This window comes from uncultured Traorella sp., from assembly GCF_944327115.1.
GTDB lineage: Bacteria > Bacillota_I > Bacilli_A > Erysipelotrichales > Erysipelotrichaceae > Traorella.
Map to the genome: position 1 here is coordinate 31256 of NZ_CALVGS010000047.1, position 21538 is coordinate 52793.

Annotated in this window: 21 protein-coding genes and 1 pseudogene; 3 read left to right on the forward strand and 19 right to left on the reverse strand. The window is 40.0% G+C overall.

The window, feature by feature from the left end:
• Positions 1–5 precede the first annotated feature (5 nt).
• From uvrB to Q0K35_RS04420, 3 genes are all read right to left on the reverse strand, one after another.
• Positions 6–1973, reverse strand: coding sequence for an excinuclease ABC subunit UvrB (gene uvrB / locus Q0K35_RS04410; protein ID WP_294561460.1), 1968 nt, complete (start codon positions 1971–1973; stop codon positions 6–8).
• A 51-nt stretch (positions 1974–2024) separates the two neighbouring features.
• Complete coding sequence (locus Q0K35_RS04415) at positions 2025–3491, reverse strand: S41 family peptidase (RefSeq protein ID WP_294561461.1); 1467 nt, start codon at positions 3489–3491, stop codon at positions 2025–2027.
• A 74-nt stretch (positions 3492–3565) separates the two neighbouring features.
• Positions 3566–4063: a DUF1836 domain-containing protein gene (locus Q0K35_RS04420; RefSeq protein WP_294561462.1), complete on the reverse strand. Its 498-nt coding sequence runs from the start codon at positions 4061–4063 to the stop codon at positions 3566–3568.
• 116 nt (positions 4064–4179) lie between these two features.
• Between Q0K35_RS04420 and Q0K35_RS04425 the strand changes: the two genes are divergently transcribed.
• Positions 4180–5013 carry a DegV family protein gene (locus Q0K35_RS04425; protein ID WP_294561463.1) on the forward strand — a complete coding sequence of 278 codons (834 nt, stop codon included), beginning with the start codon at positions 4180–4182 and terminating at the stop codon, positions 5011–5013.
• A gap of 27 nt (positions 5014–5040) precedes the next feature.
• Here Q0K35_RS04425 and Q0K35_RS04430 read toward each other — a convergent pair whose 3' ends face one another.
• The 10 genes from Q0K35_RS04430 to Q0K35_RS04475 all read right to left on the reverse strand — a co-directional run bounded on the left by Q0K35_RS04430 (position 5041) and on the right by Q0K35_RS04475 (position 15065).
• Positions 5041–6390 carry a peptidoglycan DD-metalloendopeptidase family protein gene (locus Q0K35_RS04430; RefSeq protein ID WP_294561464.1) on the reverse strand — a complete coding sequence of 450 codons (1350 nt, stop codon included), beginning with the start codon at positions 6388–6390 and terminating at the stop codon, positions 5041–5043.
• Positions 6387–7301 (reverse strand): permease-like cell division protein FtsX, encoded by a 915-nt coding sequence (gene ftsX, locus Q0K35_RS04435; protein ID WP_294561465.1) that lies wholly within the window; start codon positions 7299–7301, stop codon positions 6387–6389. The genes Q0K35_RS04430 and ftsX overlap by 4 nt, the downstream gene beginning before the upstream one ends.
• The gene (ftsE, locus tag Q0K35_RS04440; protein ID WP_294561466.1) at positions 7294–7983 is read right to left on the reverse strand and encodes a cell division ATP-binding protein FtsE; all 690 of its coding nucleotides are present in this window, start codon (positions 7981–7983) and stop codon (positions 7294–7296) included. The genes ftsX and ftsE overlap by 8 nt, the downstream gene beginning before the upstream one ends.
• A 316-nt stretch (positions 7984–8299) precedes the next feature.
• Complete coding sequence (locus Q0K35_RS04445) at positions 8300–9187, reverse strand: YitT family protein (protein ID WP_294561467.1); 888 nt, start codon at positions 9185–9187, stop codon at positions 8300–8302.
• 33 nt (positions 9188–9220) lie between these two features.
• Positions 9221–10321: a peptide chain release factor 2 gene (gene prfB / locus Q0K35_RS04450; protein ID WP_294561468.1), complete on the reverse strand. Its 1101-nt coding sequence runs from the start codon at positions 10319–10321 to the stop codon at positions 9221–9223.
• Complete coding sequence (gene secA, locus Q0K35_RS04455; RefSeq protein WP_294561469.1) at positions 10321–12666, reverse strand: preprotein translocase subunit SecA; 2346 nt, start codon at positions 12664–12666, stop codon at positions 10321–10323. Before secA ends, prfB begins: the two co-directional genes overlap by 1 nt.
• A gap of 116 nt (positions 12667–12782) precedes the next feature.
• Positions 12783–12980, reverse strand: coding sequence for a cold shock domain-containing protein (locus tag Q0K35_RS04460; protein WP_071441184.1), 198 nt, complete (start codon positions 12978–12980; stop codon positions 12783–12785).
• 74 nt (positions 12981–13054) lie between these two features.
• Entirely contained in the window at positions 13055–13267 is a 213-nt protein-coding gene (locus Q0K35_RS04465) for a cold shock domain-containing protein (RefSeq protein ID WP_294561470.1), read from the reverse strand.
• 45 nt (positions 13268–13312) lie between these two features.
• Complete coding sequence (locus Q0K35_RS04470; protein WP_294561471.1) at positions 13313–13891, reverse strand: ComF family protein; 579 nt, start codon at positions 13889–13891, stop codon at positions 13313–13315.
• Positions 13892–13901: 10 nt separating this feature from the next.
• Positions 13902–15065, reverse strand: coding sequence for a helicase-related protein (locus Q0K35_RS04475; RefSeq protein WP_294561472.1), 1164 nt, complete (start codon positions 15063–15065; stop codon positions 13902–13904).
• A 419-nt stretch (positions 15066–15484) separates the two neighbouring features.
• On the opposite strand from Q0K35_RS04475, the gene Q0K35_RS04480 reads away from it, so the two are divergent.
• A complete protein-coding gene (locus Q0K35_RS04480; protein WP_294561473.1) occupies positions 15485–16051 on the forward strand; it encodes a manganese efflux pump MntP family protein in 567 nt (188 codons plus the stop codon).
• Between the two features lie 135 nt (positions 16052–16186).
• On the opposite strand, the gene Q0K35_RS04485 is transcribed toward Q0K35_RS04480, so the two are convergent.
• The 6 genes from Q0K35_RS04485 to Q0K35_RS04510 all read right to left on the reverse strand — a co-directional run bounded on the left by Q0K35_RS04485 (position 16187) and on the right by Q0K35_RS04510 (position 20789).
• Positions 16187–16912 carry an SIS domain-containing protein gene (locus Q0K35_RS04485; protein ID WP_294561474.1) on the reverse strand — a complete coding sequence of 242 codons (726 nt, stop codon included), beginning with the start codon at positions 16910–16912 and terminating at the stop codon, positions 16187–16189.
• A 5-nt stretch (positions 16913–16917) separates the two neighbouring features.
• Positions 16918–17778 carry a PTS system mannose/fructose/sorbose family transporter subunit IID gene (locus Q0K35_RS04490; RefSeq protein WP_294561475.1) on the reverse strand — a complete coding sequence of 287 codons (861 nt, stop codon included), beginning with the start codon at positions 17776–17778 and terminating at the stop codon, positions 16918–16920.
• The gene (locus Q0K35_RS04495) at positions 17778–18566 is read right to left on the reverse strand and encodes a PTS sugar transporter subunit IIC (RefSeq protein ID WP_294561476.1); all 789 of its coding nucleotides are present in this window, start codon (positions 18564–18566) and stop codon (positions 17778–17780) included. The genes Q0K35_RS04490 and Q0K35_RS04495 overlap by 1 nt, the downstream gene beginning before the upstream one ends.
• A 1-nt stretch (position 18567) precedes the next feature.
• Complete coding sequence (locus Q0K35_RS04500) at positions 18568–19056, reverse strand: PTS sugar transporter subunit IIB (RefSeq protein ID WP_294561477.1); 489 nt, start codon at positions 19054–19056, stop codon at positions 18568–18570.
• A 16-nt stretch (positions 19057–19072) separates the two neighbouring features.
• Complete coding sequence (locus Q0K35_RS04505) at positions 19073–19807, reverse strand: SIS domain-containing protein (RefSeq protein WP_294561478.1); 735 nt, start codon at positions 19805–19807, stop codon at positions 19073–19075.
• A gap of 253 nt (positions 19808–20060) precedes the next feature.
• On the reverse strand, positions 20061–20789 hold the full coding sequence (locus tag Q0K35_RS04510; protein WP_294561479.1) for a GntR family transcriptional regulator: 729 nt from the start codon (positions 20787–20789) through the stop codon (positions 20061–20063).
• 165 nt (positions 20790–20954) lie between these two features.
• Between Q0K35_RS04510 and Q0K35_RS04515 the strand changes: the two are divergent.
• A pseudogene (locus Q0K35_RS04515) lies at positions 20955–21538 on the forward strand (hypothetical protein); the annotation flags it as partial.

Consider the following 21538-nt stretch of genomic DNA (forward strand, 5'->3'; position numbering starts at 1 on the left):
GATATCTATTCATTTCTTAATTCAATTAACATATCTCTCAGTTCTGCTGCTCTTTCAAAATCAAGATCCTTGGCAGCCTGCTTCATTTCTTTTTCTAATGAAGATAAAAGCTTATCCTTTTCTTTCTTGCTCATCTTATTTTTCTTCTTCAGATAGTTAGCGCTCATCTGCTGGGTTTCTTTCGAATGCATGACCTCCTGCACCGGCTTTATGATCGTCTGTGGCGTAATATGATGCTCTTCATTAAATGTTTTTTGAATCGAACGACGACGATTCGTTTCTTCGATAGCCTTACGCATGCTGTCCGTCATCGTATCCGCATACATGATGACCTTACCTTGTGCATTACGGGCAGCACGTCCGATGATCTGAATCAGAGAACGTTCACTTCTTAAAAAGCCTTCTTTATCAGCATCCAGAATCGCAATCAGCGATACTTCAGGAATATCCAAGCCTTCTCTTAACAAGTTGATACCAATCAAGACATCAATTTTTCCTAAACGAAGATCTCGTATAATCTCACTTCGTTCGATCGTTTTGATTTCGTGGTGCAGCCACGCTACTTTCAAGTCCAGCTGTTTAAGATAATTCGTCAGTTCCTCAGCCATCCTTACTGTCAAAGCCGTAATCAATACACGCTCATTCCTTTGAATCCTTTCATTGATCTCATCTACCAGATCATCGATCTGATGCTGGGTCGGACGTACTTCTACGATCGGATCCAATAATCCCGTCGGACGGATGATCTGTTCGATTACTTCACCATGCGTCTGTTCAAGCTCATAATCGCCCGGAGTCGCAGATACATAGATGACCTGATTGATTTTCTCTTGGAATTCTTCAAAACGCATCGGACGATTATCTAAAGCACTCGGCAGACGGAAGCCATAATTTACAAGCGTTTCCTTGCGGGCCCGGTCACCATTATACATACCACGGATCTGCGGTAATGAAACATGGCTTTCATCAATGATCAGAAGATAATCATCAGGGAAATAATCCAGTAGCGTATAAGGACGCTCACCCGCCTTTCGGCCGTCGATATGCCTTGAATAATTTTCAATTCCCGAACAGAAACCAAACTCTCGTAAGGCTTCTATATCATAGCGGGTACGCTGTTCCAGGCGCTGTTTCTCTAAAAGCTTGCCTTGTTTTTCAAGCTCATCCAACCTTTCTTCAAGCTCTTCTTCGATCGTATCGCAGGCATGGAGGATGATGCTTTTTTCAGTTGCATAACCGCTGGCCGGATAAACGACATATACGGTATAAGCATTAAGCACCTTACCGCTGACAGGCTCTATCTCACAGATTCGTTCGATCTCATCATCAAACAATTCAATGCGTAATACGTAGCTGTCCGTATGTCCCGGAGCAATTTCGATAGAATCACCCCTTACACGAAAGCTGGCTCTTTCCAGATCCGTATCATTACGATGATATTGCCGATCCACTAATTTTTTTAATAATTCTTTACGATCGATCGTTTCACCGACTCTGATCGTAAAAAACATATCCTTATATTGGGCAGGATTGCTGGCACCATAGATACAAGCAACAGAAGCGACAATGATTGTATCCCTTCTTTCTAAAACGGCATTGGTCGCTGCCATCCTCAGCATATCCAGCTCCTGATTTGTCGTCGCTGTTTTATCAATGTACATATCACTGCTTGGGATATAGGCCTCCGGCTGATAGTAATCAAAATTGGAAACGAAATATTCGACACGATTATGAGGAAAAAATTCTTTTAATTCCGCATAAAGCTGACCTGCCAAGGTCTTATTATGAGCAAATACCAGGGTCGGTTTATTGACCGCCTGAATGACATTGCTGACCGTAAATGTCTTACCGGTTCCTGTCGCCCCTAAAAGAACCTGGCTTTTTTTACCGGATTTTATGCCCTCGATCAATTTTTCAATTGCCTGAGGCTGATCACCTTGAGGCTTGTAATTTGATACTAATTCAAAATCCATACAATGCTCCTTTCTGATGAATGAGGCATAGATACTATCTATGCCCTTTTTTTATCTATTAAATTCTTCAATAGCTCGAAGCTTCTGAACATCCTTGCTCTCATCAACATGACTGACATAAATAACCTTCGACAAGATCACCGTCAAAAGTTCATCATCCAGTTCATCTTGGGCATCCAATCCATAATCCGATTCAAATTGGCGCAGTGCTTGTAACGTTTGTGTTGAAAAATAACCGTCCTGACGATCGATATCATAACCGAGATAATCCAAATAGATCTGCATCGTATGACAGGCAGATGAAACGCTGTCCACGCCCACCGTTTCGAAATCCTTCGGTGCCGGTGTCAATAAAGCGTTCGCCGTTTCTACCAAAATATCCGGTGTAATTCCGACATTATTGATCGAATTACCATTTGGTGACAACCAAATGGCTTTCGTATATTTCAACATGCTTCCATCACTGAACGGAATCGTCGTCTGAATCGTTCCCTTGCCATAAGAAACATCCCCGATGATCGTTGCATTCAGCGTTTCCTTTAAAGCAATCGCAAGAACCTCAGCAGCACTTGCCGTATCCTGATTGATCAAAACCTCGATCTGATCATATTCATAAGGCTGGATATTCGAATTGGTCCGATCCACGACAACATTTTTTTCCTTATCCTGCTCCTGAAGCACGATGCTTCCTTGAGGCAGAAAATAAGAAGCGATATCAACCACAGAAGTCAAATATCCACCGCCATTATCCCGTAAATCGATCAATATCTTTTTAATGCCCTGTTCTTCAAAATCAGCTAAGATATCTCCAACGACCGAAGCCGTATTATCAGCCACTGTCAAAATTTCCAAAACGCCCACATCACCATCGATATAACCGTTTGCACTGGAATTCACATCCCCGCGAAGACATTCAAGATCCAACAGTTCCTTGCCCCGTTGCACGCTGATCATTACCCGGCTTCCTGCTTCACCTTTTACCGCAGCCGAAATATCTTCGATATCTTCTACCGCAACGCCATCGACCTTGCGAATGATATCACCGACCCTCAATCCTGCTTTCTCCGCAGGAGAGTCCTTGAATACCCTTAGGATGATATAGTCTTGTGTGGCCGTCGAATACTGGACGCCAATTCCCACAAATGCACCCTCCATGCTTGAAATAAACTGCTTGGCATACTCACTGTCCATATATTGTGTATGAATATCTATTTCCTGTGAGGTAAGACCGTAAATGGCATCATCCAGCAAATGTGTGGGCAGATTCTCAATTTCATTACCAAAATACCAGTACTCATTCATGATCTTAAGGATCGTATTCAATTTACTGCTTGAAATGCTCTTTGAATCCTGTGGCTCCGCCAAAAGGGTTCCTGCAGTCATCCCACAAAAAAATAAAACAACAGCTAATACGACACCCAGCGTCACCTTTATATATTTTCTATGTCTGGCACGTCTTTCATCCGGCCATTCATGCTTTACGAGTTTTACTCTTACTACCTTTTTTTCTTCGCTCATAATCATACTCCTGTGACTTTTGTATTATACCACGATTTATCTAATTATTACATCTTTCCACAACAAAAAGAATGTCACTCCACATTCTTCTCTTTGACCTCTTTAATCAGACGCTGCACATTGAATTTATTGACCAATGATTCATTGACTGAATGTAAGATCTTGGTCAACGGATCATCTGTATCTGCCTTTTGATGCTTAACCGGCTCCCCATTATAAATAGATAAGATACAAGCCTCGAGATCTTCGATATAATAATTATAGGCCTGTTCGATCGGATACGCATGAACCTGAAGCCGTATCATCTGTGTGATCTCATTCATGGAATATACCTGTTTAAAAATACATACAACGATCAAATACGCTATATGAGTGGTCGTATATCTTCTTTTTTTAGGTGCATCGACGATCCCATGCTTGACATAATTATTGATCATAGATTTTGTAATCAATTTTTCATCATTATGCGGTATGAAATCAAGCCATTCTTCAAGCAAAGTTACAACCTGATCGATATATAAGTCAATTACCGGAAGCTCCTCCCATCGCGGTAAATGTATTGATGTTTCCATATTTTCACCTTCTTTTGATAATTTTATCATACACATTTTTATTGTCAACTATTGACAATATAACATTTACAAGTTATTCTAGTATTGAATACTAGATAGTATGGTAAGGAGAAACTATGACACAAATTATCAGCGACACCTCAACTCTTTATAGCGTTGCCGAAGGCAAAGAAAAAGATTTGATCATTCTGCCTTTACAGATTGCCATTGATCAGAAAACTTATTATGAGTATGAAGAAATCACATCAGAACAGCTTCTTGAAAAAATAAGAAACGGTGCGATCCCCTCATCATCTCAGCCTTCTATCGGTGACGTATTAAATGCTTATGAATCAAATCCTGATCAGCCATTACTGAATATAACGATGGCGGATGGTTTAAGCGGTACCTATCAAAATGCAATCATGGCCCAGCAGCAATGTCCAAACCAAGACATTACCGTATTAAATTCAAAAACGCTGTGCGGACCTCACCGTTATCTTGTCAACAAAGCATTAAAATTAGCAAAAGAAGGAAAATCAAGCGCTGAAATCGTTACGGCACTCATGCCATCCATTGATAACAGCGTTTCATTCCTGATTCCTCAAAACTTTGAATTCTTAAAAAGAGGAGGCCGATGCTCAGCACTGTCAGCATCTGTTGGCGGTCTTTTGAGATTGACGATCGTCATGAAGCAATCAGATGATGGCAAGGTCCTTGAGAAACATGCCGTTGCAAGAACTTATAAAAAAGCACTGGCAAGTATCGCTGAATCCTTTAAGGAAAAAGGTGTTGATGAAAATTATATCATCACGATTTCACATGCGACAACTGAAAAACAAGTATTAGAAACAAAGGCTTATTTCCAAAATGAATTTCCAAATACAGAGATAGAGATTTATGATTTAAGCCCGGTATTCATTACCCAAGGCGGCCCTGGTTGTCTTGCTGTACAGTGTATCATGAAATAAAGATTTCGCATCAAGCGAAATCTTTTTTTAATATGGAATATAATCTTCCGGTCTTTCACGGCATACAGGTGCTTTATTGCTGCATTCCCAGCCATAAGCATGATAACTCATACCAAATGTATAATTACCTGTATTGCGAACATAGTTATATGCTTCCTCTACCGTCATCGAACCTAAATTATATAAATCGATATGTACGTGAGGTCCCGTGGAGTTTCCGGTCGAACCTCTGGCTGCCACAACCTGTCCCTGGGTCACGACCTGACCCGGTGATACCGTAATCGAATTATACTGCAGATGCAGCATATGGATCGCATATGTCGTTCCATTGACCGTACCGATGATCATGACATTATTTCCCGTAGCAGGATTTTTTGTACCTTCTACCGATGTTATATTTTGAGCAATGGCAACGATTCCGTTAAACGCTGCATATACCGGTGTTCCACGAGAACCAGCGATATCCATGCCGGAGTGTCTGGCACCTCCAAAACTGGCAGGATAGTACCATGTTCCTGCTGAACGGTAACCTGATACGACCATACCAAAGCCGGTAGTATCTGAAATATCACCATCTCCGACACTGAATGACGGCATGCTGTTACGTATAGAATTTACAGTAGATTCCAAACGGCTATATTCATCCATCAAATCTGCTTCTTTTTCATGTTGTTCCGCAATCAACTGATTCTGATAACTTTCAAGAGCGGCAAGATCGTTTCTTTCACTATCCAAAACCGCCTTCTGTGCTTCAACGCCTTCTTTCTGTACTTCAAGCTGATTCTGATCCAGCTCAAGCTGGGCAATATCCGCACTTAACAATTCGATCTGCTCCTGTTCAGAAGCGGTGATCTGATTCATGATGCTGAATCTGCGAATCAAATCAACGAAATCCGTAGCACCCATCAGAAAATCAATAAAACCAAAGGTTCTTTTAAACGTCTGCGTTTCCACCATACGTTCTTTGATCTGACTATCACGCTGTTCGATATCCTGCTCTTTCGCAGCAATTTCTTCTTCTAAAATAGAAATGTTTGTTTCCAGTTCACTTATTTGATTCTCAAGCGTTTGGATCTCACTGTCTTTTGCTTCGATCTGACTCTGAATATCATGCAGCACATCATATAATGCATCAATATCGCCCTGAATAGCCGCTATCTGTTCATCAAGACTGTCCATGCTGTTTTCTACGTTATTTGCCTTTTGAATCAGATAGGCATTAAATCCCTGACATGAAGCAATCAGATCCTCAGAGATACGGCCGTTGCAGACACTGTACCAGTAATCTTCATCCCCGCTGTAATCGATCGCATACGCCGGCGAAATCGAATATAACAGCATTGCGCAGATAACCAATATACTGACCTTCTTCTTCATCTCTTCCACCTCAGATACTTATTAACCGCAAAGAAGCTTCCCAGCATACCGACGATCATGCCGGTCGCCAAAAGCGCTAAAGATACATATACCGCAAAAGGAATCACGGGCTGCATCCGAAACATAGGAATCAGCAGTACACCATTAAGCGCATTGTACACATAACTATAACCGAAGATCGTAAGCAATATCGGAAGGATCGCCCCGATAACTCCGATCATCATTCCCTCGATCATAAAAGGCATTTTGATAAAGCCGTTGGTAGCACCTACGTTACGCATGATCGAAATCTCACTGTTTCTTGAATAGATCGCACTCTTGATCGTATTAGAAATCAAAAATATAGCCAATACGCTAAGTGCCGCCACAAAGATACCGCCCGCAATACGAACGCCATCCATGGCTTTTACAAGCATGACAACGCTGTCACCACCATAAGCAGCATCATAGATTCCCTCAAGATCCTGCAGTTCCTTACTTACTGTTTCCAAATTATTTCCATTGTCAACTTCGATGACAAACGCATTCAACAAAGGATTTCCTTCACCCCGATAAGCAGCATATAACCTTTGCGAAGCTTCATCATCGTTATTGCCAATATAACTTTCTAATTCCTGTTCTTTATCTGAAAAAGTAACTTTGACCACATGATCCATCGCTTCTATTTCTGATTGAAGAACAGTAATTTCTTCCTGTGTCAATGTATTTTCGATCGTTGCATATATCTGCAGCGATTCTTCGATACTATATGTAAAGCTTGATACATTACCCGCAAGCACCAAAAACACCATCAGCAATGTTAACGTTACACTGACAGCACTGGCACTTGAAAAAGTCAGAGCCAAATGACGGGCAATGCTTTTAAACGCCGTTTTTGTATGATAGGGAATTGATTTAAAAAATTTAATCATTCTTTAGATATCCTCCCTTCTTTATATCAGCCACGATATACCCCTCTTCAAGCGCAATCGTCCTTTTCTTGATATTATTGACGATCGTTGAATCATGAGTCACCATGACAATCGTTGTTTTCTCCTTTTCATTGATCTTCTCTAAAAGCTCCATGATCTCCTTGGACATTTCAGGATCAAGATTTCCCGTAGGCTCATCGGCAATCAGCACTTTTGGATGATTGGCAATCGCCCTTCCGATCGTAACACGCTGCTGCTGTCCGCCTGAAAGCTCATTAGGAAAAGATTTCGCCTTATCCTCCAGCGAAACTAATTCCAAAACCTCTCTTACACGTCTGCGGATCGATAGCTTATCTTGACCGATGCACTCCATCGCAAAAGCAATATTTTCAAATACGGTAAGGCTCGGCAATAAACGATAATCCTGAAATACGATTCCCAAATTTCTTCTATATAATGGTACATGCTTATGTTTTAAGCTTCCTACATCTGTATCGGCTACAATGACCTTCCCCTCATCAGGAATTTCTTCACCATCCAAAAGCTTGATCAACGTCGATTTTCCGGATCCGGTAGGACCGATGATATAAACAAATTCACCTTCATCAATATATAATGAAATATTCTTAAGAGCATTCACACCGTTTTTATACGATTTAGAAACATTCTCTAATGATATCACTTTTATCACATCCTCCAAATTATTATAACATAGTTTCCGTTTTCATGAATTCCCAAAACGACTTTTTTTCGTGGTAAATTGTGGGATATATTTGTGATAAATTACATCGATCATATCAAAACCAAACACATCCTTTTATATATTTGAAAAAGCTCTCTTTTCCATTTTATCCCGATAAAACTTAATTATTTAGCCTTTTCTATCACACTCTTTCATATCCGTCCATAAATATGATCTCAACATGATAACACATAAAATACCCCGGCATGTAAATTCCGGCTATGAAAAAGACATCCTTAGATGTCCATTCATATCATTATCGTTCATTATGATTAGGAGCAATCTTTTCCAGCTCCTGATAATATGTAAATCCATTGCCGGTAACCTCCTGTGCATCTTGGACAACCAGGAAGGCATTCGGATCGATCTCATTTATAAGCTTATTTAATTTAGGATATTGCTTATTGTCAATGACAACAAGGACCACCTCACGTTCCTCCCGTGTATAACCGCCCTGTGCATGCAGCAGGGTAGCACCGCGATCAATCTCCGCAATAATGGCCTTCAGCATCTCTTCATAACGATTTGAAATGATCATTACAGACTTTGTTTTCTGTCCGCCAAAGCTGATGGCCTTGTCAATCATAAACGAGCTGGCATATACAGAAATCAGACCGATCAATGCTGCTTCGATCGAATAGGTGCTGATACCTAAGACCACTGTCAGGCCATCAATGATCAGGCAAGCGGTTGACAGCGGTATATGCAGATATTTTTCCATTAACAAAGCAGGAATATCCATTCCACCTGTGCTTGAACCCGTACGGAAAACGATACCGACACCTAATCCTATAAAGACACCGGAATATAAGGAAGCTAAGATAGGACTCTCTGTCAAAGGCCTGCCTTGAACCAGATAGGTAAGCCCGCTTAAGAAAATAGGATAACAAAGCGTACTAAGCAGCGTCTTGAGGAAAAATGATCTCCCCAGCAATACCGACCCCACCAAAAATAATCCTATCGTAATGGCATTGATCAACAAAGTGGTGTCGATAAAAGGTAAAATCGGATGCAGGGCAACTGCAACACCGGCAACACCTCCTGATAAGATTTCATTTGGAACAATGAAGCAGGAAACAGACAGTGCCACAAAAAAGTTACCAACTAAAATCAAAATAATATTTAAAACCGTATCTTTCTTCATCGACATCCCTCCTTTAAAAAGAGTAGACACTGTCTACTCGATCTGTGATTTCAAATATGCGAAAATAAATCCGTCCAAGTCACCATCCATGACTGCCTGAACATTTCCGACTTCATAGCCGGTCCTTAGGTCCTTCACCATCCGGTAAGGCTGAAATACATATGAGCGGATCTGTGATCCCCATTCTATTCGTTTTTGTTCACCCTTAATTGCCGCAAGCTTGGCTTCCTGCTCCTCAATCTGAAGCTGATACAGCCTGGACTTTAATATCAGCATCGCCTGCTCACGATTTTCATGCTGACTTCTTCCTGCCTGACAGGTTGCGGTAATACCTGTCGGCTTATGAACGATGCGTACAGCAGAATCGGTCTTATTGATATGCTGCCCGCCGGCACCAGAAGCACGATGTGTATCGATCTCTAAATCATTCGGATTGATTTCGATTTCAATCTCATTATTGAACTGAGGTACCACATCCACGCTTGCAAACGAGGTATGCCTTCTGCCACCGCTGTCAAAAGGTGAAATACGCACCAAGCGATGAACACCCTTTTCTGCTTTCAGATAACCATATGCCAGATCACCTTCAATAAGCATCGAAACCGATTTGATGCCTGCTTCTTCTCCGGCCAGATAATCCAGCACCGTTACCTTATAGTTATGTCTGGCAGCATAGCGGGAATACATGCGATACAACATTTCTGCCCAATCCTGACTTTCGGTTCCGCCGGCACCCGGATGAATTTCCAGAATCGCATTGGAATGATCATATTCATGCGACAACAAAACCTTGATCTCAAAATCTCCAAAGGTTTTCAGGCTTTCGTTATATTCCTCTTCCAAAAGATCCATCAGATCCTGATCCATCTCTTCCTTTAAAATAGCCGCTGTCTGAGCAAAGGACTCAAACGTTTCCTCCAGCTTTTTATAAGATTCCACCAGATCTTTTAGATGATTACATTCATTGATCACCTTCTGTGCAGCCCTGGCATCATCCCAAAAGCCATCCTGTTCCATTTGCTTTTGAAGCTCTGATATCTTTGCCTCTTTCTTTTCAAGATCCAGGGACTCACCCAACTGTTCCAAACGTGAACGATAGTGGTCAATTCCCTGCCTTATCTCAAACAATTCCATTATTTCTTATACTCTCTGTATCTTACTTCAATCTTCATTCTGTTGGCAAAGAATACAACTTCACGGGCAATATTTTCCATCATTTCCTCAAACATTGCATAACCCTCTTCTACATAAGCCTGCAAAGGACGGTCCTGTGCATATGAACGAAGATAGATACCGCTTCTTAATTTATCCATCGTATCAATATGATCGATCCAGTTACGATCCATATTTTTCAAAACGATCGTCTTTTCAAAAGGAAGATAATTTTCTTTCACATCCTCGATCTTATCATTGTAGAACTTCCAATCTCTTTCAAGACACAGATCCACAACGCTCTTGAGATCCTTACCGTCAATTTCCTCTAAAGTTACCATATCTTCCGGACATCCCAATACCTTTAAACCCGCCAACAGCTGTTCACCGTTGACCTTTGAAGATTTAGGATCCGAATTATTCGCAACGACCTGATTAAAGACCCTTGTAAACATTTCATATACAACTGAATGAACGTCATCATTATTCAATACATAATCTCTCTGTTCATACATGACCTCACGCTGTTGTCTTAAGACATCATCGTATTCCAACAAGGACTTACGAATATCATAGTTCTGTCCTTCAACACGCTTCTGAGCACTTGAAATAGCCTTTGTTACCATGCTGGACTCAATCTGGGTATCTCCCATCTTTTCAAATAAGCCTTCCAGTCTTTCACTGCCGAAACGAACCATCAGCTCATCCTTTAATGAAACATAGAAGCGTGAGAATCCCGGATCCCCCTGACGTCCGCTTCGTCCACGCAGCTGGTTATCGATACGGCGGGATTCATGACGTTCACTTCCTAAAACAGCCAGGCCTCCCAATGCACGCACTTCATCATTAATCTTAATATCCGTACCACGTCCGGCCATATTGGTCGCAATCGTAACAGCGCCCTTCTCACCGGCATGCTTGATGATTTCTGCTTCACGGGCATGATTCTTCGCATTCAATACCTGATGCTTGATACCTTCTTTGGTAAACATCTCCGACAATCTTTCTGAAACCTCTACCGAAATCGTACCGATCAGAACCGGCTGACCTTTTTCATGCAGCTGCTTTGCCTCAGCCATCAATGCATCAAATTTAAGCTTTGGAGTACGATAAACAACATCCGGATAATCGATACGCTGAACCGGACGGTTGGTAGGAACCACCAAAACACGCATATTGTAAGTATCTAAAAATTCTTCTTCTTCAGTCTTGGCCGTACCTGTCATACCGGCAAGCTTTTCATATAAACGGAAGAAATTCTGATATGTGATCGTAGCTAATGTTGCCGTTTCTTCCCGGATCTTACATCCTTCTTTGGCTTCCAAAGCCTGATGCAGACCATCAGAGAAAGCACGTCCTTTCATGATACGTCCCGTAAACTGGTCAACGATCACGATCTCACCATCACTAACGACATATTCCACATCCTTCGTCATGATATAATTGGCTTTTAATGCCTGTGAGATATGATGTACCAGCTGGACATGCTGAAGATCATACAAATTATTGATCTTAAACATCTTCTCTGCTCTATCCACACCGGAATCTGTTAAGTTGATCGCTTTTGACTGGACATCGATCACATAATCTTCCGGTGACAATGATTTAGCAAAGATATCTGCCTGACGATAATAATCAGCCGTCTGCTTCTTGCCTCCGGAAATGATCAGCGGTGTACGCGCCTCATCGATCAAAATAGAATCGACCTCATCAATGATCGCAAAATGCAAGCCACGCATGACACGATCCTGTGGACGAGTGACCATATTATCACGAAGATAATCAAAACCTAATTCAGCATTCGTCGTATATGTAATATCGCACTTATACACATCCTGTTTCTGATAAATATTTAATTCTCTTTTATTTACACCGACCGTCATTCCTAAAAATTCATAGATCTGTCCCATCCATGCCGCATCACGTCCTGCCAGATAATCATTGACCGTAATGACATGAACGCCCTTGCCTTCAAGCGCATTCAGATATACGCACATGATAGATGTCAATGTCTTACCTTCACCTGTTTTCATCTCGGCAATATCTCCGCCATTGAGGATCAAGGCACCTAAGATCTGGACATAGAACGGAAATTCGCCTAAAACTCTTTTGGCAGCCTCACGAATCGTCGCAAAGGCCTCCGGGAGAATATCATCCTTGGTTTCTCCGTTTTTAAGCCTTTCCTTAAATTCATTTGTCTTAGCCTTCAGCTCATCATCGCTCAAGGCTGCCATCGTTGATTCATAAGCAACGACTTCATTGGCTTTTTTTTCGTATTGTTTCATTATACGTTTTTCTTCATTGAATATATTGGTTAAAAATCCCATCTTCGTACCTCCATGTCTATATAGATATAGCATTACTAATTTATTATATCAAAATAATCAAAGCAATTAAACAAAAAAGTGAGGCAATGCCCACTTTTTTCAGTTATTACATTTTTTTATAGTTTGACGATATTGTGAGCCTGCGGGCCACGATCTGTTTCAACCAGCTCAAATTCAACGGCCGTATCATTTTCAATTGTCTTATATCCTTCCATCACAAGCTGTGAATAATGAAAAAATACATCCTTTCCGCCTTCGACCGTAATGAAACCATACCCCTTTTCCTGGTTAAACATCTTTACTTTTCCTTGCATAATCTTATACCTTTCTATGAAGCAACTTCATACACATCATTATAAATGTTTTTGATTCCTTTTGCAAATAAAATTCAGACAACGCTTACTTCTTTTTTTACTACATTTTTGGCCTGAAGCCCTTTTTCAATCTCGATCGGATCAAACTCTACCAAAGCACCCTCTTCAAGAGTCTTAAACCCTGTGATCTGAATTTGTGTATAATGTACAAAATATTCCTTATTGTCATCTCCTACAATAAATCCAAATCCTTTTTCCTGGTTGAACCATTTCACTTTGCCTTGCATAATTACTCCTTTCCGCACTTTCAGTATAGGAAATTCCGTTTTCACTTACAACTGTTGTTTATCGCACATTTCGACAAAACGGGGATGCACGCTCAATGCATACGCCTCCATGATCTCATCTTTTTTTCTTAATAAAGCAGCTGCCGCAAGCAGCGTATGACCGCTTGTTACCACATCATCAAACAGATAAAAATCTTTTGCCGGAAAAGAGGTCCGTTGAATGACCGAATGGATTTTTTCCCTGTTTTGTGCACGTTGTAAGCTTTGCTTGTAATTTTTAGTTTTGATGAAACAATCGCATACCTCAACCTCACAGCAAGCCAGCATTTTTTTCAGGTGATGGAAGCCTCTGCTTTTCAGCTTATCCTCACTGCTGGGCATGATCACACATTGGCGATGTCGAAATATGTCAACCATTTTTTTCCTGTATTTCCATAAAAAAACATTCTCTAAAGCCACATCACATCCTTCCTTAAATTGATATAAAAGGCTCTCCAAAAAGTCATCATACCGATAAAATGCATGTACCCTCAGATATCCATATGTATAGATACAATCATTTTTTATAAAACGATGCCGGCAATTTCCACAAATGATATCCTCTTCAAAAAGGTACTCTTTCAAAGTAACTCCCTCATCCAGTGCATTCATGCAAATCAAACAGTGATTCATTCATTTTCTGCAGTGCATAGATACATCTTTTCATTGCGTGATTTTTCCTATCGGCATAAAGAAGCGCAAATCCTTTTGGCTCCTTTGGATCCCTTCCAACACGTCCCACGATCTGAATCAGACTGGCTTCATCAAATACCGGATGTGCACTTTGTAAGACAGCGACATGAACTCCCTTAAAGGTAACGCCTCTTTCAAGAATCGTGGAGGTAAATAGTACAGTCAGCTGATGCTCTTTAAATCGTCTTAGCACTTCCTCTTTACATATCGTCTTTGACGTGAATGAAGCACACGGCATAAAAACAGACAACCATTTTCCATAAGCATCAGACATCGCAATCGCAGGTACAAAAACTAACCACTGACCACCATATTTTTTCATAAACCACAATAAATGTATCAATTGAAAATAATGCGGAAGAATGAAGCATTGGGGAACGATTAACGGATGACCATGCGGACGAGTGAATAACTCGATCATTGATAGCTTGCCACTTTCTGCTTTTCGAAGCAATTGCCGGGAGGGAGTGGCACTTAGCAGCACCTTGACACCTTTACAGGCATTCATCGCGATTGCTTCCAGCATTTCATTATCCTTGTAAGGAAATGCATCAACCTCATCAAGAATAAGAAGATCAAACGTATGATGATAACGATAAAGCTGGTGCATCGTACAAACGATCAAATCCCCATCATCAACCTCGGTATGACCTTGACAAACCGCAATGACCTTTAGCCGTGGATAGGCCTTTCGTAATCTTTCACAGATTTCTAACACCACCTGCCTTCTGGGAATCGCAAAGCCTACTTTTTTTCCTGCGTTAAGAAAGGCAGTTATCGTTTCAAAGCAGATTTCTGTTTTCCCTGCCCCACAGCAGGCATACACCAAAGAATCAATACCTCCAAGTGCATTTTCTTTAAGCCTGACAGAAGCCCTCTTTTGCGCATCTGTCAATTCAAAATTTAAATGAGCTTTTACACGGTGTTTTCTACACTTGTATGGTTTCGGTTGAATGACATCGGTTATGTTCACTCTGCCAAACTGGATACACTTACGACAATAGATCTGTTCCCCATCCTGATAAAAATATTTAGGATCTTCATTCCCGCAGCGAGGACACTGCATCTATTCACCTCCTACTCTTATATATGCACTCCATCGTCATTTTTCCCACTTTTTTTATAAATTTTTACAAAAAATTTTTTTCGCAATCAGATAAGCCCATAAACCGGTCATGAAGGATTCAGACAAAAACTTGGTTTTATTAATTTTCTACTTTTTATTATTAAAATGATCATTCATATAATTTTTATCGATAATATATTCAGATAGTCATAAGCTTGAAATAAATTCCATATAATTCATTAGTTTCTATTGACAAAGAGGTCCAAATTGGTTAAATTTATACTATCCTTTGAGGGAGTAGTTGGCTATATAGCGGTAATATCAACATACTGATGAAAATCTGGTGTTATCTTAAACAACAAGACTCATGGACAATGGTTTTTTTCTATTGTCCATGAGTTTTATTTTGGGAGGTTTACATGGACACATTTACATTAATTACTTGTGCAATCGGTTTATCAATGGATGCCTTTGCAGTTGCAATTTGCAAAGGATTGGCACTAAAAAAAATCAATTTTAAAAAACAGGCATTCGTCGGATTATGGTTTGGCGGCTTCCAAGCCTTGATGCCTTTGCTTGGTTATCTTCTAGGCATTAATTTCAGAGATTACATCACTTCGATCGATCACTGGATCGCTTTTATTCTTCTAGGCTTTATCGGTCTGAACATGATCAAAGAATCATTGGATAAAGATGAATGTGAGGAGTGTGAAGATGCTTCGTTATCTTTTAGAAGCATGCTGATCTTAGCGATTGCTACCAGTATCGATGCCTTAGCTGTGGGAATCACATTTGCTTTTTTAGATGTCAATATCGTTACAGCAGTTTCATCTATCGGTATCATTACCTTTGTACTTTCAGCAATTGGTGTAAAAATAGGTCATGTCTTCGGTTCACGTTTAAAATCAAAAGCTGAATTAGCCGGAGGCATCGTCTTGATTCTTTTGGGCATTAAGATATTACTGGAACATCTGGGTATATTTTAAAAGCACAATGCAAATAATGCATTGTGCTTTTAGCGTTTCAGATGTATTAAATATCTTTTTTAATCAAATACGATACATTTATGTATATTTATGTGAGGTCTTTCTATACAGGGGTTTGTTTTTGTATCGATACATTTAATTTTTAAGATATTTTTTGTAGAATAAACGATATTTATATTTATCAAGAAGATGCTGATTATATTGCTCTCCGCCGTCAATGTTAACACTTCTCAGAACAGGCGGCTCATAACCGTTTTGTTTCAATTGTTTAATTGTTTCTACTACGATCCAGTCATAGATAAAGGCTGTTATGATCGTAGAAGTCGGTCCTACTTTATCTGCAAGTCCTTCAACAGTTATCGTGGCATCTCCATAAACACAATGGTTATCAATGACCAGATCGGCCAGTTCATATACCATCTTTCCTGATGAATGACGCGGTGTACATTTTTCCGCAAACTTCTTGGCATAGCAGGTAATGACCTTTACACCCATATTCTTTGCATACTGGGCAATTTCTACGCTTATCGGATTACGGCTTGAATTAGAAGTAATCAAAACCAGATCATTTTCCTGCAGATCATAGTTCTGCATAAATCTTGTTCCGACACCCTCTACCTGTTCATATAATCCTCTTCCCGCTTCATCCATTGCCTTGATCGGAACCAGTCCGCCCGCACGATGGCAAAGCTCGATAGACAGGGTATGAGAATGACCGCTGCCAAACACATGAATCATTCCGCCTTTAGTGATCGTATCACAGAACATATCCACTGCTTTTTGGATATTCTCTTGTTCATTCTCCTTTACTTCCTTCAACTGATTGATCACATTATCATAATAATCAAAGCTTAAGCTCATTTTGATCAACCTCTGGCAATAATTCCTAAAGCGCCTAAGATAAACATGGCAACCATGAGAATGAACGTGATCTTGATCGGCGTGATCTTTTTCTTCTGATACATCCAATAGACAACAGCCATCAATGCTACCGGCAGCAACTTAGGCATGAAAGAATTTAAAACATTTTGCAGTACGACAGCTCCTGCTGCGTCTTCAGGAACAGCACTGGTGATGACTTGAAGCGGTACACCTTGATAATCCAGCAAAAATGAGATTGGTGTAGAAACAGACAGCATGGAAGCAACCATACCACCAACGACTACCAGGCCTAAGACACCTGCACCAAAAGATAATTTATCCATCAACTCCATTGACTGAGTCAGCTTCGATCCTTGTGAGAATCCGATATTCATCAATTTCCATTTTACAATAGATAATCCTATGATCAATAACAGATCTATGATTGCCAACACCGCAATCGCAGACATGGCATTACCGCCAATAGCCATTGAAGCAGGAATTGAGAAGAAGATAGGCAAAATGATCGAAAAGTTCATGGTATCTCCGATACCTGCCATCGGGCCCATCAAAGAGGTCTTAATACCTTCGATAGTTTCCCCATCAGCCTTACCGAGCTCTAAGGCAGTAACCATACCTAAAATAGGATAGGCTCCCCAAATCGTTGAGGTATTGAAGAAATGAGTATGACGCATCATGGCATTCTTTAATCCTTTTGGATCATCTTTATAAACCTCTTCTAAAACAGGAGTAATTGAATTTAAGAAGCCAATGCCTTGCATACGCTCATATGACCATGAAAGCTGAAAGGTCAAAGCACGAATATAAACTTTCTTTAATAATTCTTTTGTTTCCTGCTTACTCATTAGAATTCACCTCCAATTTGTTCAACTGCCTCATCTGTTTTATTTTCTTTATTTCTATACCATAATGTCGTATAAACGATTGCACAAACCAGGCCCAGCAAAGCAATGCCCAATGTCGGAACACCTAAATATGCACTTAATACAAATCCTAATACGACCCACCACCATTGTTTTCTAAATGGCAGATATGTTAACAGGATTACAAATCCTAAAGCCGGCATCGCTGCACCGATTGCCTGGAAGCCACTTAATATAAAGCTGTTTTCATTCAGCATCTCTACTACCTGGGCAGCAAAGGTATTTCCAAGCACACCTACGATCAATACAGGAATGATTCTTGATAATCCCCAAGGAATGACACCCAGATAGTGGGATATATGGGCCTGCTTGATATTTCCTTCAGCAGCATATTTGTCAGCTCTTTGTGCACAGAAGGAATTGAGCGTACGTGCTAATACATCAGTATTCTGCGTAATGGCAGCCATAGCAACACCTGTCGTTAAACCAATATCAGAATTGTTTGTCAAGACACCTACCATGACACCGATAACTGCTCCTGTCGTATAATCCGGAACAGCAGCTCCACCATAAGACCATACTCCCAAAGAAGTCATTTCCAGCATGGATCCTATTAAAACACCAAGCTCCACATTACCGGCAATAAGTCCGGCTGCCGTTCCTGCGATGATCGGACGATTCCAGAAACCTACACCTGTCGTAAGAACTTCCAGCTGGGCAATTGCTGCCCATATCGATAATATAATTATTTGCAGTATTGATAATTCCATTCTATACTCCTTTCATGATATCCTTAAAGCTTCTTTTCTGATCATTTGGCAACATTTGAAAATAAATATCAACATTGTTATCAATAAACCATTGAATATCTTTGATTTCCTCATCAGTAGCAAAGATTTTTTCATTCAATTTCTTGGCTCCCTCTTTAAATGTCATATTGCCAATATTTAAACTATCATATTTATTCAGCAAAGCACCTTCAAACAATTTCCTTGCATCATGTATATTTTGTGTTAACAGAAATACATTTTCATTTGGTGCCAAGCCCCTATTTAAATAACCAATGACCTTTTCCACGCTTACCATAGACAGTCTTACCTGTTTAGGTGCAGCTATTTTCAAGATCTGTTGCTGTAAAGCATTTGATGCGACCGCATCATTTGCCAGAATGATATGATTTGGATTTACTGCTTTTGACCATGATATCGCTACCTGGCCATGGATCATCCGCTGATCAACACGAAAATGTACAATTGGCATCTTCTCACCTCTCTTTTTACAGGCAATCAATAAGTGACTGATATTTTTTGATCTGTTTCTGGTTTGCTTCATCCCCATCATCTAAATTGGAGCTGACATATAGAGGCGGTTTATATCCGTTCTCAACACAAATTTCAACTGTTCTCGATGTGATGCAATCCATGACCAGCATTCCTAAAATGGTACTTGTTCCGGTAAATTTACCTTGAATCTCCGGCATTTCCAGACAAGCATCTCCTAATACACACTTGATATCAATAACTAAATCAGCAACATCACATAATTTCTTTCCACTGCTATGTCTGGAAGAAACGTGACTTGTGAATTCCTTTGATGTCAGTGCAATTACTTTCATTCCTATTCTCTTCGCCTCCAGTGCCATATCAACAACACCCGCATTACGTCCTGATATAGAAACAATGATCATCGTATCTAAAGGACTTGTATTGACCTGTTGAAGATATTTATCACTAAAGCCTTCGATTCTCTCACCATAAGTACTCAGTTTTGCTTTTGGAAATAATGACAAATGCGGTATCAGTAACGCATTGACCGGGAGCAATCCCCCTGCTCTATAAAACACTTCCATCGCAAACATTTGTGAATGTCCACATCCAAACACATGGACCAGCCTTTCATTTTGAATTGAGTTGGCACAGTATTCTGCTGCCTTATTGATGTTCTCTTTTTCTTCCTGAAACTGCCTTTCCATCTGTTCTTTCACAATTTCATAAAATTCTAAGTGCTTCATCCTCCACCCCAGGCCATAATATGTGTGACCTGATCCTTTCCTCTCATAGAACTGAGATCTCAATTCAAGATTGCAGCCGCCCTGCTCTGCCGGCAAAAGATCGAGCATGCACTTACAAGTCATGAATTGATTTATATCTATACATTTGCTTTTGACAAATGTTAGATTTAAGATTAAACATTACATCATCATAACGTTATAACCAGTAACTGTTTAAATGAATCTTTACCTGTCAAGTAAAGATCCTTTCAAACTAATTTTCCAGACTTACTGTAAACTTAAAGCTGTTTCCCTTTGACACCATGGTCGAATAGCTGATGATCCGATCATTAAAATAAGAAATTCTTTTTACCAGTAAGCCATACATCGGCGATTTACATTCCAGCAACTGACATTCATGAACATTAAGCTCACAACCGCTAATCGTTTCAACGACGTGATTGATGAAAATTCCCGCCTTTGTTTCCAATGTTTTATATAACGAATATTTCTCGAAATCAAGATTTAACAGAAATTCAAATCCTTCATAAGGAAAATACGCCTTCTCTACAATAATCGCTGTCGTATCATCACATCGTAATCTCTCGATATAGATTACTTTATCTTGAATAGATAATCCGAGCTTCTGTGCAACTGCAGGTGTACATTCCATAACTTCGCGCCGGACCAGCTTGGTTTTTGATATCTTTCCTTGCTTCTCCATTTCCGAAGTAAAGCTATATACACGATTTGTTAAATTTTGAGTAACCCCTTTCCCAACAACGTAAGTCCCTTTTCCTTGCACCTTCCTCAATTTACCTTGATTTTCTAATTTTGAAATTGCATTTCGAACGGTGATTCGCGACATTCCATATATTTCACAAAGTTCTCTTTCAGAAGGTATGCATTCACCCGGCTGCCATTCGTTATTCTCAATTTTCTCTTCGATCTTATCAATCAGCTGATAATATAAAGGTATTCTATCTTCATATTCCTTCTTCATAATTGCATTATAAACTTGTTATAACCAGTTGTCAATACATCAATTATATTTTTGTAACCGGTTGCATTTTTATATGGTAATGTTAATAAACAAAAATAATAAACAAATTTCAAAAAAAGTGGGAATTTTGACGATTTGACGGATATATAAGAGTAGGAGGAATTTATGAACAATATCAATTATCAGTATGATACGTTTTGTAAACAGGTCCTTGCTCGTCCTATCTTCCTCGCACATATCCTCAAACAATGTGTCAGCGAGTTTAAACAAGTCGATATTTCTGTCATTGCTAAGGACTGTATCCGTGATATCTATGTCAATCAGAAAAATATTCATCGCTTCTCCCCTTTTCTTTCCCAGTTTGAAGATGATTCCCTAAAAGAAGGTAGAGCTGTCTTCGACATCTTCTTTGTGGCACGTCTTCCGGACAGCAGCCATGATATCGATTTCTATATCAATATCGAAATTCAGGATGACTTCTATCCCGGCTATCCCTTATCATCAAGGGGTGTCTATTATGGTGGAAGAATGCTTTCCATGCAGTATGAAGATCAGATCAGACATTCCAATTATGGCAACCTAAAAAAAGTCTATTCGATCTGGATCTGTTTGAATGCGCCAAAGGAAGAAAGAGGGAGCATTACGGAAATCTCACTGGACAAAAAGGTACATGTCGGATACAATAGGATTAGAAAAGAAGACTACGACAAACTATCCGTGATCCTGCTTTATCTGGGAAAAGAAAGCGA